16 protein-coding genes and 2 rRNA genes are annotated in these 16,440 nt (G+C 39.7%); 13 read left to right on the forward strand and 5 right to left on the reverse strand.

The features are described 5' to 3' along the window. Window positions 1-105 (forward strand): 23S ribosomal RNA (locus QL998_RS16505); the annotation flags it as partial. 204 nt (window positions 106-309) lie between these two features. Further along, window positions 310-424 (forward strand): 5S ribosomal RNA (rrf, locus tag QL998_RS16510). A gap of 782 nt (window positions 425-1,206) precedes the next feature. On the opposite strand, the gene QL998_RS16515 is transcribed toward rrf, so the two are convergent. The 5 genes from QL998_RS16515 to hslR all read right to left on the reverse strand — a co-directional run bounded on the left by QL998_RS16515 (window position 1,207) and on the right by hslR (window position 5,593). Continuing rightward, a complete protein-coding gene (locus QL998_RS16515; protein WP_356948111.1) occupies window positions 1,207-1,584 on the reverse strand; it encodes a PepSY domain-containing protein in 378 nt (125 codons plus the stop codon). Next, window positions 1,560-2,324 (reverse strand): PepSY-associated TM helix domain-containing protein, encoded by a 765-nt coding sequence (locus QL998_RS16520; RefSeq protein WP_290193092.1) that lies wholly within the window; start codon window positions 2,322-2,324, stop codon window positions 1,560-1,562. Before QL998_RS16520 ends, QL998_RS16515 begins: the two co-directional genes overlap by 25 nt. Before the next feature lie 182 nt (window positions 2,325-2,506). Next, window positions 2,507-4,045, reverse strand: coding sequence for a phosphoenolpyruvate carboxykinase (locus QL998_RS16525; RefSeq protein ID WP_290193093.1), 1,539 nt, complete (start codon window positions 4,043-4,045; stop codon window positions 2,507-2,509). Between the two features lie 267 nt (window positions 4,046-4,312). Then, complete coding sequence (gene hslO / locus QL998_RS16530; protein ID WP_165724353.1) at window positions 4,313-5,158, reverse strand: Hsp33 family molecular chaperone HslO; 846 nt, start codon at window positions 5,156-5,158, stop codon at window positions 4,313-4,315. Between the two features lie 12 nt (window positions 5,159-5,170). Beyond that, window positions 5,171-5,593, reverse strand: a complete 423-nt coding sequence (hslR, locus tag QL998_RS16535) for a ribosome-associated heat shock protein Hsp15 (protein ID WP_024598238.1) — start codon at window positions 5,591-5,593, stop codon at window positions 5,171-5,173. Between the two features lie 210 nt (window positions 5,594-5,803). Here hslR and gspC point away from each other — a divergent pair, with 210 nt between their 5' ends. The 11 genes from gspC to QL998_RS16590 all read left to right on the forward strand — a co-directional run bounded on the left by gspC (window position 5,804) and on the right by QL998_RS16590 (window position 16,440). Next, window positions 5,804-6,745 (forward strand): type II secretion system protein GspC, encoded by a 942-nt coding sequence (gene gspC, locus QL998_RS16540; RefSeq protein WP_024598237.1) that lies wholly within the window; start codon window positions 5,804-5,806, stop codon window positions 6,743-6,745. A 23-nt stretch (window positions 6,746-6,768) separates the two neighbouring features. Then, window positions 6,769-8,832, forward strand: a complete 2,064-nt coding sequence (gene gspD / locus QL998_RS16545; protein WP_290193094.1) for a type II secretion system secretin GspD — start codon at window positions 6,769-6,771, stop codon at window positions 8,830-8,832. Next, window positions 8,825-10,390 (forward strand): type II secretion system ATPase GspE, encoded by a 1,566-nt coding sequence (gene gspE / locus QL998_RS16550; RefSeq protein ID WP_290193095.1) that lies wholly within the window; start codon window positions 8,825-8,827, stop codon window positions 10,388-10,390. The genes gspD and gspE overlap by 8 nt, the downstream gene beginning before the upstream one ends. A 2-nt stretch (window positions 10,391-10,392) precedes the next feature. Continuing rightward, window positions 10,393-11,628: a type II secretion system inner membrane protein GspF gene (gspF, locus tag QL998_RS16555; protein WP_170072979.1), complete on the forward strand. Its 1,236-nt coding sequence runs from the start codon at window positions 10,393-10,395 to the stop codon at window positions 11,626-11,628. A gap of 82 nt (window positions 11,629-11,710) precedes the next feature. Next, a complete protein-coding gene (gene gspG / locus QL998_RS16560) occupies window positions 11,711-12,133 on the forward strand; it encodes a type II secretion system major pseudopilin GspG (RefSeq protein ID WP_002962036.1) in 423 nt (140 codons plus the stop codon). A gap of 49 nt (window positions 12,134-12,182) precedes the next feature. Next, window positions 12,183-12,770, forward strand: a complete 588-nt coding sequence (locus QL998_RS16565) for a prepilin-type N-terminal cleavage/methylation domain-containing protein (protein ID WP_290193096.1) — start codon at window positions 12,183-12,185, stop codon at window positions 12,768-12,770. Next, a complete protein-coding gene (gene gspI / locus QL998_RS16570; protein ID WP_290193097.1) occupies window positions 12,770-13,144 on the forward strand; it encodes a type II secretion system minor pseudopilin GspI in 375 nt (124 codons plus the stop codon). The genes QL998_RS16565 and gspI overlap by 1 nt, the downstream gene beginning before the upstream one ends. Then, complete coding sequence (gene gspJ / locus QL998_RS16575; RefSeq protein WP_290193098.1) at window positions 13,145-13,783, forward strand: type II secretion system minor pseudopilin GspJ; 639 nt, start codon at window positions 13,145-13,147, stop codon at window positions 13,781-13,783. It begins immediately after the preceding gene. Then, window positions 13,776-14,765 (forward strand): type II secretion system minor pseudopilin GspK, encoded by a 990-nt coding sequence (gene gspK, locus QL998_RS16580; RefSeq protein WP_024605964.1) that lies wholly within the window; start codon window positions 13,776-13,778, stop codon window positions 14,763-14,765. The genes gspJ and gspK overlap by 8 nt, the downstream gene beginning before the upstream one ends. Further along, on the forward strand, window positions 14,762-15,970 hold the full coding sequence (gene gspL, locus QL998_RS16585; RefSeq protein ID WP_024605963.1) for a type II secretion system protein GspL: 1,209 nt from the start codon (window positions 14,762-14,764) through the stop codon (window positions 15,968-15,970). The genes gspK and gspL overlap by 4 nt, the downstream gene beginning before the upstream one ends. Next, window positions 15,967-16,440, forward strand: a complete 474-nt coding sequence (locus QL998_RS16590; RefSeq protein ID WP_024596393.1) for a type II secretion system protein M — start codon at window positions 15,967-15,969, stop codon at window positions 16,438-16,440. The genes gspL and QL998_RS16590 overlap by 4 nt, the downstream gene beginning before the upstream one ends.

Here is a 16,440-nt window from a genome sequence, read left to right on the forward strand (position 1 = left end):
AAGTCTCTGAAGGGCCGTTGAAGACTACAACGTTGATAGGCAAGATGTGGAAGTGGTGTGAGCCATTAAGCTAACTTGTACTAATTACCCGTGAGGCTTAACCATACAACGCCAAACGCGTTTTATGCGACAGTTTAGACAGAAGTTAATATGACTAAAGTAGATATTACTGAAAGACTTAAAAAATATTATCAGATATTTTCCAAATTCAAGAGGTGACTCTTAGCGCGTAGCGTTAAAGTTGAGGCACCTTGCGCAAAGAAAATGGTAGCACTACGTGCTTGTCATTGATTCTTTGCACCTAATTTGCTTGGTGACAATAGCGTTTTGGACCCACCTGACTCCATGCCGAACTCAGTAGTGAAACGAAACAGCGCCGATGATAGTGTAGCATTTGCTATGTGAAAGTAGGACATTACCAGGCTTCAAATTGTAGAGACCCGTTACAGCAATGTGACGGGTTTTTTGCTGTCTGGGATTTAGTAAAGAGCCCATGCCGAACTCAGTAGTGAAACGAAACAGCTCGAAGGCTAGCCCCGGCCAACGATAGTGTAGCATTTGCTATGTGACTTTCTTCCGCTGTGGGCACTACGACATCCTACTGCGTAGCGCACCGACTTCAAATTGTAGAGAGCCCGACTAGAAATAGTCGGGCTTTTTTACGTCTGCAGAAAAGTGAAATACGCGCAGTTAACACACCCACAGCAACACCCATCACGTAGGTCGGGCGAGCGTAGCGACTCCCGATGTCAAAAGCATAAAAAAACCTCCGCTCGACAATGAGTGGTAGCATTTGTACTGTGGGTAAATAATACCAATTGGTTTAACATCTAACCTAATATAAAAGCGTTAATTATCTGGTCTTGTGATAAGTATTGAACATGACCTTTAAGCCTTTATATACGCTTTGGCTAGGTTACTGAAGAGTATAAAAATAGAGGTTGATACAGAGGTTTACGCATAGAACTTAAATCTAATGGGCATGTGGTTTTTAAATAATAGTGTTCATGGAGTGCCTATCTAAACTTGCAGTATAAACTACCCTTCATTAATTGTTTTATAGCATGATAGGCGGTTAGGGGCTGCTTTAATTTCATATGTACTGAGCGTTATTAATTTTTAATCCTAAGATTAACGAAGGCCATATACTTTATATTAAAAACTATCGACAAGACTTACTGAAAAGCAATTCATGTACTCCTTCAGCTAAAGTTTATTTTGTATTCTCTTGGTTCTAACTAACCACCTATATACGCCGATAATGAACAATGCAGTAGATCCTAAGCCACTCAACACCCAAATTACTTTTAAAATGTTACCGCCAATGCTGCCGTCATGTAGAGGGTGTAACCAGTTTTTAATTTTACTAGCCGTGCTTTGCTTATCTATATTAAACAGGCTCTCTAGTTCCCCTGTAGATGCATTAACTTCTATATAGCTATGGGGGAAGCGATAAGAAGGGTCATTGTCAGTTTGAAACCTAAATCTGTAAATAGCATTTAAGTTTGAAGGTGTTTCAATCCAAGCTAAACGCGCACTTGGTAATGCTTTTTGAGCTATTAAGATCGCTTTTGATAAAGGAATATTGGATTGTTCGCTTGCATTTGTGTTTTTGAGGGAGAGTTTATATTGCTAACTAGAGCGATTAATACAGGGTCCGTTTGTTTTGGAATAGCGAGCATAACGCCTGTAGCAGTTAAAACTAATAATGGCATGCACAAAGCCAAACCAATAAGTTTATGGCAGTCATATAGCAAACCTATTTTAGAACTGCGACGTTTAAATTTTAACGATTTTATCCATTGCCCAGATTTTGGAAACCAAGCAAAGAATCCAGAGATAATAAGAAGTAATGTGGCTATGCCTATATAGCCAACAACGAGAGTGCCCGTTGCTCCTGTTAGTAATGAAAAATGTAAGTTGTACATCCAAGTTACTAAGTATTTTCCCCAATAGTTTTTACGTATTACTTTATCACTACTGCTAGATAGCCATACCATTAAGGGGGCAAAGCCTTGCTCTTTTGTTTCTATTGGATTGTAGTATCGCGCGGGAATTACTGAGTTTATACCTGTGTTTTCTAATCGCCATGGCCCTTGCTTTGAAGGGAAATTGGCTCTTAGCGTATTATATGCTTGATCCCAATTAGGCGTTTTTATGTTTGTAGTAGCGTCATTTGCTGGATTTAGCAGTAAGTCTATTTGCGGATAGTAAACTAACATAGAGCCAGAAAGAGTGATAATAGTAAGTAAAGCACCTACTGATAGGCCTAAGTATAAATGTAACCGCCTGAATGTTTTTCGCCATGAAAGCTTTAGTGTCATTAATTAAATAGCCGTAATGAGTAATGCAGGTTTATTGGGCATTAAGGAATGATTAATTACGCGGTATATTATATGGTTTTTGATATGAGTTGTGCGGCATTTTGTCGCACTTATTCAATTAGGTATTTAGAAAGTAAAACGCCAGCCCTTGGCTGGCGTTAAAATACAAGCTTGAAGCTTATTTAAGCTTTAGGCCCTGCATTTTTTATATCGTCTGATACGTCATACTTAGCAAAGTTTTCAGTGAAGTCAGCGGCAAGTTTTGCTGCATATTCATTGTACTTAGCTTTATCTTCCCACGTGTTGATAGGATTAAGTAAGTTAGTATCTACACCTGGAACTGCGACCGGTACATCTAGGTTTAAAACATCAATGTGCTGAGTTTCAACACCCGCTAATTTACCCGATACGATTGCATCAACTACTGCGCGAGTAGTCGGAATATCAAAGCGCTTACCTGTGCCGTAAGGACCGCCAGTCCAACCTGTATTCACAAGGTATACTTTAGCGCCAAACTCGCGTACGCGCTTCATAAGAAGCTCAGCGTAAACACCTGCAGGACGTGGGAAGAATGGCGCACCAAAGCAGGTTGAAAACGTTGATTCAATATCGCTAGTAGAGCCAATCTCAGTTGAGCCAACTTTAGCTGTGTATCCACTTAAAAAGTGAAAAGCAGCAGCTTCTTCGCTAAGTATAGAAACTGGTGGTAATACACCGCTTACATCACAAGTTAAAAATACAACAGCTTTTGGTTCGCCTGCGCGGTTTTCTACTTTACGTTTTTCAACGTGTTCAAGTGGATATGCTGCACGGCTATTTTGAGTAAGGCTAGTATCGTTAAAATCTGGAATGCCTTTTTCATCTAACACTACATTTTCTAAAATAGTGCCAAAGCGAATAGCATTCCAAATTACAGGCTCATTCTTTTGTGACAGGTCGATACACTTAGCATAACAACCGCCTTCAATATTAAACACGCTGCCAGGTGCCCAACCGTGTTCGTCATCACCAATTAAAAAGCGAGTTGGATCTGCTGAAAGCGTTGTTTTACCTGTACCAGATAAGCCGAAGAACAATGCTGTATCGCCTGCTTCACCACCGTTAGCAGAGCAGTGCATTGGTAATACACCTTTTGCTGGTAGTAGGAAGTTTTGTACAGAAAACATCGATTTCTTCATTTCACCGGCGTAACGCATACCAGCTAGTAATACTTTACGCTGTGCAAAGTTAATAATGACGGTGCCATCGCTATTTGTGCCATCACGTTCTGGCTCACATACAAACGAAGGAACGTTCATTACTTGCCATTGCGATAAGTTTGAAGCGTTATAGTTTTGCGGTTCGATAAACATGTTTTTGGCAAAAATATGGTGCCACGCTGTTTCTGTAGTTACGACTACAGGTAGATAATGCTCAGGGTCTGCGCCAACTTCTAGGTGAGAGGTGAAGTGGTCATTACTTTGAACATGTGCTTCTACGCGAGCCCATAAAGCGTCAAATTTGTCTGCATCAAATGGGCGGTTAACATTGCCCCATTGAATGTCATCTTGAGTTGTAGCTTCTTGTACAATAAAACGATCTTTTGGTGAACGACCAGTTCGTTTTCCTGTAATTGCAACAAAAGCACCATTTGCGGCTAAAGTACCTTCGCCACGGCGGATCGCATGCTCGACAAGTTCAGCTGCGGTTAAATCGACAAAACGTGTAGCGCCTGTAGTCATGTTTATACCTAACTATGTGTGAGAGTTTGAACGGATAGCTCTGGGGTTATCAGTGCCCTTAAACTGAAATTATAGTAACAGAAGGTTTTAAGATATTCGAGCCCGTAAAGCCTCTAAAAAGACATATATTTAAGAAAAAACATGAATAATTTCAATGATACCGGTGTCATGAAATTAGCAGAAAAGATGACACCGGTATCATCTTTTTATAATATAAAACCGCATATTATGCGGCTTTAATTACTATATATAGATGAAGCTGAATATTTAGTTGAAAATGCTTTTTATGTCTTGTTCGTTAAAAACATACTCTTTTAAACAGTAATGACAGTTAATGTTAACAGTCCCTTTCTCAGCTACATCTTTGAGTAGTTCTTCTTGTCCAATATTAACAAGTGCAGTAATTGTTTTATCACGACTACAACCGCATTTGAATTTAATCGCTTGAGGCTCAAATACACGAGGGTTATCTTCGTGGTAAAGACGTGTAAGGACTGTATTTGCATCAAGATGTAACAACTCTTCATCTTTAATGGTGTTACTTAATGCTTCTAAGTGCGCAAAGTCTTCAATTGATTTTTGTTTATCAACTGGGAGTACTTGTAAAAATAGACCACATGCTTTTGCGCTACCTTCAGTTGTGTCGGTTGCAAACCAAAGACGTGTCTTTAATTGCTCTGATTGCTCAAAGTAACTTTCTATACATTCACTCAGAGTATCGTGCTCTAAGGGCACTATACCTTGGTAACGTTCACCCTTACTTGGTGTAATAGTGATCACCATATAGCCTTGGCCAATAAGCTCTTTTACAGTTGTACCCGTAATTTCGCTTTGCAGGCGTGCAATACCACGCATGTTTTGTTTGTCATCACCATTTATAACAGCATATTTGACAGGGCCATCACCTTGAAGCTGTACTGCAATTTCACCTTCAAACTTTAAAGTTGCGGTTAGTAAACAGGTTGCAACAAGTAGCTCACCTAGTAATGCTTTAACAGGGTCAGGGTAATTGTGGTCGGCAATCATTTCATTATAAGCATTCTCGATTTGTACGAGTTCGCCACGAACATCTAGTTCGTTGAATAAATAACGGTGAAGTAAATCTTGTTGCATGAGTGGCTATACCTAACTTGATTTCATTTTTAAAAGTTCGCGTCTTTGCTTTTTATCTGGTTTTTTATCCGGATGAGGAGCAAAAAAACTGTTATTTTTGCGTGCGATGCTGTTTTCTTCGCGTTTAGCAATACTTGCATCAGATTCTTGATACATGGTCTGTGCAATGGGGGCGCTTTGACGCTTTTCAAGCACTGTGAGTATAGTTATCAGTTTTTCATCTACACCCTGAGCAAGTTTTACTTTGGCACCAACATCTACTATTTTGCTCGCTTTTGTACGTTGGCCATTATAATGTACTTTGCCGCCTTGCACCATTTCACGTGCAACAGCACGAGTTTTATAAAATCGTGCAGCCCATAACCATTTATCTAATCGAACTTTTAACTCATCTGCATGGTCTGAGTTGGTATTAGCATTACTTTTTTTACTCATAAGGCATTTCCCCACGTTTTTATAGCTTAAAATTTATCATGAAATCATCGTAGGATGAAGGTATTACAACAGCCGTTTGCTTTTTGTACTACTATGTAAAGTTAATTTAATCTGTTTACAAAGTTTAATATTAGTGTGCTTGTTGAAAGAAAAATGAAAGGGTACTATGGGTACGCGCTAACGCAGTAAATTAAAATAAGAACACTATTTATGGAACAGCAAATCCAGCAACTAAAACAATTTTTAACGCGGTTACCGCATGCTAAATTAAGTGCATTAGTGACACTGTTAGTTGTTGTTTATCTTGCATTTTTATTATCAAAGCTTGTCTGGCTTTTATGGCCGAAACCACCAGTAACTCTACTTACTCCTACTCATTATGCTAATCAGCCATCTGGTGCGAGTAATAACTCAGCGCAGCATATTATTGAGCAATTTTTATTTGGTAAAAAAACTGTAACAAACAACAATAATACTGCAAAACAATCGCAGGTTATAAATAATGCGCCAGAAACACGCCTAAGTATTAATTTAACCGGTATTGTAGCTGTTAATAATGATGACCAAGCAGGCATAGCAATTATTGAATCACAAGGTAAGCAAGTAAGCTACCTTGTTGAAGAAGTTGTACTTGGCACGCGCGCTGAAGTAGCGCAGATACTGCCTGATCGTGTTATTTTAGGTATTAATGGAGGTTTTGAAACATTAATGCTTGATGGGCTCGATTTTAGTAAAAAAGTATCTATGCCTGTACTCGCTGCGCGTGACGATGCCGAAATGGGTCCGCAAAAATTAGAGCCAAGTGAATTACAAATAGACGCCACTGCAGACCCAGACGTTAAAGAAGCAATTATAGAAACACGTGAAGAATTACTCGAAGAACCGGGCAAGTTATTTGACTATATACGTGTTTCACAGGCTATGAATGATGGTGAACTAATTGGATATCGCTTAAGTCCTGGTAAAGAACCTGAACTGTTTAAGCAAATGGGATTAAAAAATAACGATTTGGCTATTTCTATAAATGGCTATCAATTAACAGATTTAAAACAGGCTATGTCAGCTATTAACGAGCTGCGTAATAGTACAGATGCCAATATCACTATAGAACGTGATGGTGAACAAATTGATGTGCAATTTAGTCTGCAATAATTTAGCTTTGGAGTTTTAATATAATGGTTCAGGTGCTACACCTCAAAAAAATTAAAAAAGGGTTAGCTAAGTACGCGGCACTTTTTTTGGCGGCAAGTATTTCTTTGTCTGTTTCTGCTGTTGAATATGCTGCTAACTTTAAAGGCACTGATATCAACGAGTTTATTAATATTGTTGGTAAAAATCTCAATAAAACAGTAATTATTGACCCTAACGTGCGCGGCAAAGTAAATGTTCGCAGTTATGAGTTAATGGACGAAGCGCTTTATTACCAGTTCTTCTTAAATGTATTGGAAGTTTATGGCTACTCAGCTGTTGAAATGGACAATGGCATTCTTAAGGTAGAAAAAAGTTCAGACGCCAAAAAATCAAATGTGCCACTTATTGACGAAGGTAACGAAGCTAGCGGCGATATGATGATTACACGTGTTGTACGTGTCAAAAATGTAAGCGTACAAGAACTAGGCCCTTTAGTTCGTCAATTTAGCGATCAAAAAGATGGCGGCCATGTTGCTAACTTTAATGCGGCTAACGTAATGATGCTAACGGGTCATGCTGCATCAGTTAATCGCTTAGTTGAAATTATTCGCTCTGTTGATCAGGCGGGTGACAAGCGTGTAGACATCGTTAAGCTTAAATATGCAACAGCAGATGATGTTGTCTCTGTAGTAGACAATATTTACAAAGACAGTGGCAAAGGCAGCGTACCTGAATTTTTAATTCCAAAAGTAGTCGCTGATGGCCGAACTAATAGCGTTATAGTAAGTGGTGAAGGCCAAGCACGTACACGTGCTATAGAGCTTATTAAGCGCTTAGATGGCGAATTAGAAAGCCAAGGTAATACCAAGGTGTTTTACCTAAATTATGCTAAAGCTGAAGATTTAGTAAAAGTACTGCAAGGCGTAAGTAAGTCACTTGTTGAAGATGCACAAGGCGGTACCACTAAGACTCGTAGCAGAAGTAACAACGAAAGCAGTATAGAAGCTCACCCAGATTCAAACTCACTTATTATTACTGCGCAGCCAGATACAATGCGCTCGCTCGAGTCGGTCATTGAACGTCTTGATATTCGCCGAGCACAAGTATTGGTTGAAGCCATTATTATTGAAGTAATGGAAGGTGACGGGGTTAACTTAGGCCTGCAGTGGATTTCTGAGCAGGGCGGTATGCTGCAGTTTAACAATGGCACTACGGTTCCTGTTGGTTCATTAGCTGTTGCTGCAGAGCAAGCGCAAGATGTAACGGTTACCAAAAATATTATAGGAACAGAATCTGGTTTGGTAACGCCGTATACGGAAACAACAGAAGGTGATTATGATGCACTTGCTTCATTGCTAAGTGGTATTAATGGTTTAGCGCTGGGCGTTGTTAAAAATGACTGGGGCGCAATTATTCAGGCTGTTGCCACTGATACAAATTCAAATATTTTGGCTACACCTTCTATTACTACAATGGATAACGAAGAAGCCTCTATTTTAGTTGGTCAAGAAGTGCCTATTATTACAGGCTCACAAACGGGCAGTAATAATGCTAACCCATTTCAAACGGTTGAGCGTCAAGAAGTCGGTATTAAACTGATAGTTACGCCACAGATTAACGATGGCTCTGCAGTACAGCTTACAATTGAGCAAGAAGTATCAAGTGTAAGTGGTGCAACTGCTGTTGATATTTCAGTTAATAAACGTGCAATTAAAACAACGGTTATGGCTGATGATGGAGGTATGGTTGTACTGGGTGGCTTAATTGACGAAGACGTACAAGAAAGTGTTTCTAAGGTGCCGTTATTAGGCGATATTCCTATTTTAGGTCATTTGTTTAGATCAACAAATACAACGCGTCGTAAGCGTAATCTTATTGTGTTTATTCGCCCAACCATTATTCGTGATGGTGTGAGCATGAATAAGTTAAGCTTTAATAAATATAACTTTATTCGTGGTGAGCAGTTTAAACAAAAAGAAGATGGTATTGAGTTAATGCCAATGACTGATACGCCTATTTTACCTGAGTGGAATGACGAATTAGTACTTCCACCTACGTATGAAGAGTCTCTACGTAAACAAAATGCACAAGAGCGTAAAGATGACTAATGCGATTCAAGAGATAAACCAAGATGTGGTTCATCCTCAAACGCATAATCAGGATGAGCTATTAACGAGTGATGTATTAGTCGAGTTACCAGCAAAGCGTTTGCCGTTTTCCTATGCAAGACGTGCAGGTGTGTTGCTTGGTAAAAACAAAGATCACCGTATAGTTTACTACCGTGGTGAGCTAGACGTGGAAGTACTATTAGAAGTACGCCGTATCGCAGGCCATGGTTTTACACTTGAGCAATTGGCTGATGATAAATTTGAGCTATTGCTTGAAGCATCATACCAACGTGATAGCTCTGAAACACAACAAATGATGGAAGATATTGGTAACGAGGTTGATTTATTCTCACTTGCTGATGAACTTCCGCAAACTGAAGATTTACTTGCTGGTGACGATGACGCGCCAATCATTAAGCTTATTAATGCCATGCTTAGTGAAGCGATTAAAGAAGGGGCTTCTGATATTCATATCGAAACCTTCGAACAAGAGCTTGTTATTCGCTTTAGGGTAGATGGCGTACTTAAAGAAGTACTTAAGCCTAATCGTAAACTTGCATCGTTACTTGTATCTCGTATTAAAGTAATGGCTAAGCTTGATATAGCCGAAAAACGTATCCCACAAGATGGCCGTATTAGTTTACGTATTGCCGGACGTGCAGTTGATGTGCGTGTATCAACAATGCCATCGAGCTTTGGTGAGCGTGTGGTGCTGCGTTTACTTGATAAAAATAACGCGCGTTTAAACCTTGAAGACTTAGGTATGACTGCAGAAAATCGTGCATTGTTTTCAGATTTAATTAGTAAACCTCACGGAATTATTTTAGTAACAGGACCAACAGGTTCTGGTAAAAGTACCACCCTATATGCTGGTATGAGTCAAATTAACTCACGCGATCGTAACATTCTTACTGTTGAAGATCCGATAGAGTACGAAATTCCAGGCATAGGCCAAACTCAAGTTAATGCAAAAGTTGATATGACATTTGCTCGTGGTTTACGTGCAATATTACGTCAAGATCCTGATGTAGTAATGGTGGGTGAAATACGCGACCTTGAAACTGCGCAAATTGGTGTTCAAGCGTCACTTACCGGTCACCTTGTTATGTCTACTCTGCATACTAATACTGCATCGGGTGCAATCACACGTATGGAAGATATGGGTGTTGAACCATTCTTACTTTCATCGTCGTTACTCGGTGTGTTATCACAGCGTTTAGTACGTACGTTATGTAATACCTGTAAAGAAGGTCACACGGCTGATGAGCATGAATGCCAGTTGTTAGGTACTCCTTTTGAAAGCCAACCTACAATCTACCGAGCGGTGGGGTGTGAAGAGTGTAACTTTAATGGTTACCGTGGTCGTACCGGTATTCACGAGTTACTTGTAGTTGATGAAACAATACGTGAAATGATTCACAACGGTAAAGGCGAGCAAAGCGTAGAAAAATACATTCGTAAGCGCAGCCCAAGTATTCGCCAAGATGGGTGTAGCCGTGTACTTGCAGGTAAAACAGCACTTGAAGAAGTCTTGCGTGTTACCCGTGAGGAAGGCTAACTATGGCGGCGTTTGAATACCGTGCCTTAGATGGCCGAGGTAAAGAAAAAAAAGGCATTTTAGAGGCCGATACAGCTAAACAAATTCGCCAAACTTTGCGTGACCAAAAGTTAACGCCGCTTGAAGTTATCCCTGCGGCGCAAAGTGACAAACAAGTCAAAGGTGAAAAAGCCCCTTTATTCGGTGGCTTTTTTAAACCAACAATTTCAACCTCAGACTTAGCGCTTATAACCCGCCAATTAGCAACATTGATACAATCGGCACTCCCTGTTGAAGGCGCTGTTATGGCTGTTGCTGAACAATGTGAAAAGCCGCGTTTAAAGCGTATGCTTATGTCGGTACGTTCAAAAGTAGTTGAAGGTTACACCCTTGCCGATGGTCTTAGTGAGTTTCCTCATGTTTTTGACGACTTATATCGTGCAATGGTAGCCGCAGGCGAAAAGTCGGGCCACCTTGATCAAGTACTTAATCGTTTAGCCGACTATACCGAGCAGCGCCAACATATGCGTAGCCAAATAACTCAGGCTATGGTTTACCCTATTATTTTAGTGGTATTTGCAATTGGTATTGTGTCGGTATTACTGGGTACGGTGGTACCAAAAATATTAAAAACGTTTGAAAAAACGAAACAAGTACTCCCTTGGACAACCGAATGGGTTATGGCGGGTAGCCATTTTGTGCAAAATTACTGGTTTATTAGTTTAATAGCCATCACAGCAATCGCTATTGGTATTAAGCATGCACTTAAACAGCCAAAAATACGTTTTTGGTGGGATGACCGAGTGCTACATATGCCAGGTATAGGTAAAGTGGCTCGTGGTATTAATACCGCACGTTTTGCGCGTACTTTAAGTATTTTATCGTCAAGCTCAGTACCATTACTTGAAGGAATGCGTATCTCGGGCGGCGTATTAATTAACGAAAAAATTAAAAAAGCGGTTGCAGATGCATCCGACAGAGTGAGTGAGGGTGCAAGCTTAAGAGCTGCACTTCAGCAAACTAAGTTGTTTCCACCAATGATGCTGCATATGATAGCAAGTGGTGAAAAATCAGGTGAACTAGAGCAAATGTTAGAGCGTGCTGCAAATAACCAAGATCGCGAATTTGAGAGCATGGTTAATGTATCGCTTAAACTACTAGAGCCTGCGATGATCGCCTCAATGGCGGTTATTGTATTATTTATAGTAATGGCAATATTGCAGCCAATAATGGCGATGAATAAAGCTGTTGGACTTTAAGTTAGAATAAATTTTTAAATATATTAATGGTTTTACCTAAACCATTTTTACTTAAATGTTTTTAGAATAATGAGGTAATTACGTGAATAAACAATCAGGTTTTTCTTTACTAGAAGTGATGGTGGTACTGGTTATCATCGGGATGATTATGTCAATTGTTGCACCTAACATTATGGGTCAGCAAGAAGAGGCTGCTATTGATAAAGCACATCTAGATATCCAGCAATTAGAAGATGCAATGAGCTTATACAAGCTTAAAAATAAGAGCTACCCAAGCACAGAGCAAGGTCTTGAAGCGCTAGTTACCCAAACAAGCATTGAACCGGTTCCAAAACGTTTCCCTGATGGTGGCTTTATTAATGAATTACCAGAAGATCCTTGGGGTAATACTTATCAGTTAATTAGCCCAGGTGAAATTGGCAAGTTTGATATTTTTTCTATGGGCCCAGACGGTGAAGCAGGTACTGATGACGATATCGGTAACTGGGACGAAGAAAAACAATAATGCCTAAGTACACCGTTCTGTATGAACATGTTAATGCTAGAGGCTTGCTATGAAAGCAAGCCTTAAGCAGCGCCATGCAAAAAGCAGAGGCTTTAGTTTAATAGAAATTTTAGTGGTATTAGTGATCATCGCTTTTGCCACCAAAATGGTTGTATATAGCTTAGAAGGCGGTGCTGAGGAGGAGTTAGATACTCAAGCACTAAGGCTGCATACCACCATTAATATGGCATCGGAATTTGCTATTTTAAACCAAGTTGAATTGGGCTTATTAGTAGAAGAAAATACATTAGAGTATTTAGTTTTCGATGGTGAAAAGTGGATTACTTTTGACCGTGAGGATCTTTTTAAACCAATAGAATTAGACGAAAGATTAAAGCTCACTCTTAACTTAGAAGATTTAGCGTGGGCGCAAGATAACCTCTTAGAGCAATCTAACTGGCGCGAGCTTATGAGTGGTGGCGATGAAGACAGTTTACTTGAGCTCAAAAAGCTGAAAATCCCACAAGTACTTATTTTGTCATCAGGTGAGGTAAGTGCGTTTCAGCTTATATTAGAGTTAAAAGATCAAAGTGAGCCTGTGTATTACATTGAAGGTGAATTTACAGCACCCATTAACTTTCGCCGAGAGCCAGAATAATGAAGCGCACTAAAGGGTTTACCTTATTAGAGGTGTTAGTGGCATTAAGTATTTGTGCCATGGCGGGTATAGCTGCAATGCAAGCAACAAGCGAGCATATACACCACTTAACGACTATTGAAGAGCAAACCTATGCATCTTGGGTCGCCGAAAACATTATTATTGAACAGCGTACTAAAGGCGAACAATGGCAAGGTAAAAATAACCTTAAAGGCAGCGAAGTAATGGGCGGTGTTGAATGGTTTTGGCAGCAAGAAGTTACAGCCACTGCTGACAAAAGCTTTGTAAAACTAACCATAAATGTTTTTACGGATGAAAAATATGAGCATTCAGCATATGAGTTATCAACGTATTTAAATAAAGGCAAAAAGTAAGTGAAGCAGCGCGGGTTTACATTACTTGAAGTTATGGTTGCACTGGGTATTTTAGCTTTTGTTATTATTGCTACTCATCAAATATTAGAGGCGACAACAAGAGCAAAAGATGCCTCCGATGAAAAAATTGCTGAGCTAAATGGATTGCAAACAACATTTAGATTAATGGATCAAGATTTTAGCCAAATGACCAAACGCGCAGTTCGCAATGAGTCGGGTGATGTTCAAGAACAATATTTACTTGCTGGTCGTTACGTTTTAAAAAGCCAATACGATGGTATCGCGTTTGTACGAGATGGCTGGATAAATCCAATTAACTTATTGCCACGTTCAGAACTACAAGCTGTTGGTTATAGAGTGATTGACGATAACCTTGAGCGTGTTTATCGGGTTTATGTTGATCAGCTTGATAATATGGAGCCGCGAGTTCAACGTGTGTTAGGAAATGTTGAAGAACTTAAGTTTGAGTTTTTAGATGATAAAAACGAATGGCAAGAACAGTGGGAAATTAAAGCCCTCCCTAAAGCGGTTGCTGTTACGTTGCAACAAATAGAAGCAGAGCCAATTCGTCGTGTATTTTTAGTTCCTGGGCAAGGCAAAGTTGTTGCTACACAAACTACGGATGTGAATAATGGTTAAGCAGCATTCATCGCGCGGCGCAGCACTTGTTATTGTTTTATTTATTGTGGCGTTAGCGGCTATTTTAGCAGTAGAAATGAGTGCTAATTTAATGGTTCAAGTGCAAAAAAGTACAAACTTGCAAGGTCACCAACAAGCTAAATGGTACGCCTACGGTGCAGAAGAGCTTGCTATTAAAGGGCTAATACAAAGTAAAAAAGATGATGCCGATAAAACAACACTCGATCAAGTGTGGGCAACTCAAGGAGATGCTTCATACCCTGTTGATAACGGCACGTTAAGTGGCAAAATTACAGATTTACAAGCATGTTTAAATTTAAATGCTTTAGCCATAGCGCCAGAAGAAAATAGCGCAAGTAAAACAAACCCTGCGCATAAAGCACTATTTGCATTACTTGAAAACATTGAAGATTTACCTGCTGACGAATCAGAGGAGACGATGGCAGATAGTGTATTTGATTGGCTTGATGAGAACAGTATTACGTATCGCTCAGGTGCAGAAGAAGACGAGTACTTATCACGAGATTTTCCGTATATGACAGCCAATAGCTTATTTGCATCAACATCGGAGCTGCGTTTAGTTAAGGGCTTTAACCCATTAGTGATGGAAAAAGTATTGCCATATGTATGTGTAATACCAGGCAGTACGCTTTTATCAATTAACGTAAATACATTATTGCCAGAGCAAGCGCTCATACTCAGTGCCTTGATAGAAAGCTTAAGCTTATCTGGCGCAGAAGCGGTGTTAGGCGCAAGACCGCAAACTGGCTTTGACACCATCGATGAATTTTTTGAACAGGTGAAGCAGCAAGGCGGTACTAATACTGACTCAATAAAAAGTCTATTTAGTATTAAAAGCGAATATTTTAAATTACAAACGCAGGCAAACTTTGTCGACCTGCGTTTTTCGATGACCACATTACTGCACGCTAAAGATGGCGACGTAACGATACTGGCGCGAAAATTTGGAGGCGTACAGTGACAGAAATACTGTTGATCCGCACGGGTCAAACCGAACAAGAATTACTTAACTGGTTAATTTACTCACCACAAGAACAAGAAATAATAGCCAGTGGCGAGTTACCAAATGCAGAGCATTTAAGTGAGCTAAGCGAAAAAGCACTTACCCGAGAAGTTGTCGTGTTATTACCCAGTGACCAAGTGCAATTAAAAACGGTCGCTTTGCCAACAAAATGGAATCGCAAGCTTGAGCAAGCATTGCCATACATGCTTGAAGAAGATATAGCATGTGACGTAGATGAACTGTTTATAGCAGTAGCGCAGCCGACAATGCTTGGTGAGCAACATGCAATTCGTGTAGCAATGACAGACCGTGAATGGTTTGAACAATGGCTTGCATTATTTGCTGAGCATAATCTATCAGTATACAGAATATTACCCGATGCTTTGTTGTTACCGCTTGCAGATGATGGTGCCGTAACTGCTATTGAGCTCAACAACCAATGGTTGTTTAAGCAAGGGCAATGGCATATTAGTGCGGTTGAATCTAGTTGGTTGAATGGCTATTTAACAGCTATGGGTAACCCCGACATTAAACATTTTAGTCCTGCTAATCAGTTTCCTGAAAGCGTTAACTTACAAGCCCAAACAAGCGATTACGACTTACCTTTAGCATTATTTGCAAAACAGTTAGATAGCGTTAATTTTAACTTACGCCAAGGTATGTATCAGCTTAAAAAACAAAGCGCTTTGTGGTGGGGTTACTGGAAAGGCGCCGCAATTATAGCAAGTGTTGCATTGGTTTCTACAATTACAATAAAAGCTATTGAGTTACACCAACTTAATACACAAGTAGAAGTAGCTAAAGCTCAAGTAGTCGACAGATATCAAAAAGCATTTCCGGGAACTAAAGTTCGCCCTAATCTAATTAAAAGCCAAATTAAAGGCGCGTTAGATAAAATACAAGGCTCAAGTGAATCCGGCTTTTTAGACTTAACGACTAATTTGGTTGATGTATTTTCGCAAGTCAGCGAATTTACACCTGAAACACTTCGTTATGACAAACGTCGTAATGAGCTGCGAATTCGTGCACGGGCTAAAGACTTCCAAACTTTTGGTAAAGTAAAAATCATACTTGAAAAGCAAGGTTTAACTGTTGAGCAAGGGTCTTTAAATAATGACGGTGATTATGTCGTAGGCGAAATTAAACTGCGAGGTGCAGTATGAAAAAGCAGTTAATGAAACAGTGGCGTTCGCTTAAAGAGCAAGAACAACAATTGGTAATGGTCGCTGGTGGCGTGTTTATTATTTTTGTTTTAGTAATGGGGATATTTAGGCCATTAAATAACGCGATAGAAAAAGCACAGCAATCTCAAATTAAACAACAAGAGCTATTAGCTTGGGTTGATGACAGTATTGTTAAGCTAAAGGCTGCAGGCAACACCAGTGTTGCTAGCAATACAAACTTAAGCCAAGTGGTAAACTCTACTCGTGGACGCTATAAAATCAATATTAGTAAAATGCAGCCCAGTAGTGATTCACTTCGTTTGACGCTTGACTCAGTAGAGTTTAATCAGTTAATAGAATGGCTAGATGAGCTAGTAAATCAGCATGGTTTAAAAATTGAAAATTTAGATTTAAGTCGCGATGATAAATCAGGCTATGTGCGCGTAAGCCGTTTAGTATTAGAGAATTAA

Source organism: Pseudoalteromonas sp. APC 3691, from assembly GCF_030408135.1.
Taxonomy (GTDB): domain Bacteria; phylum Pseudomonadota; class Gammaproteobacteria; order Enterobacterales; family Alteromonadaceae; genus Pseudoalteromonas.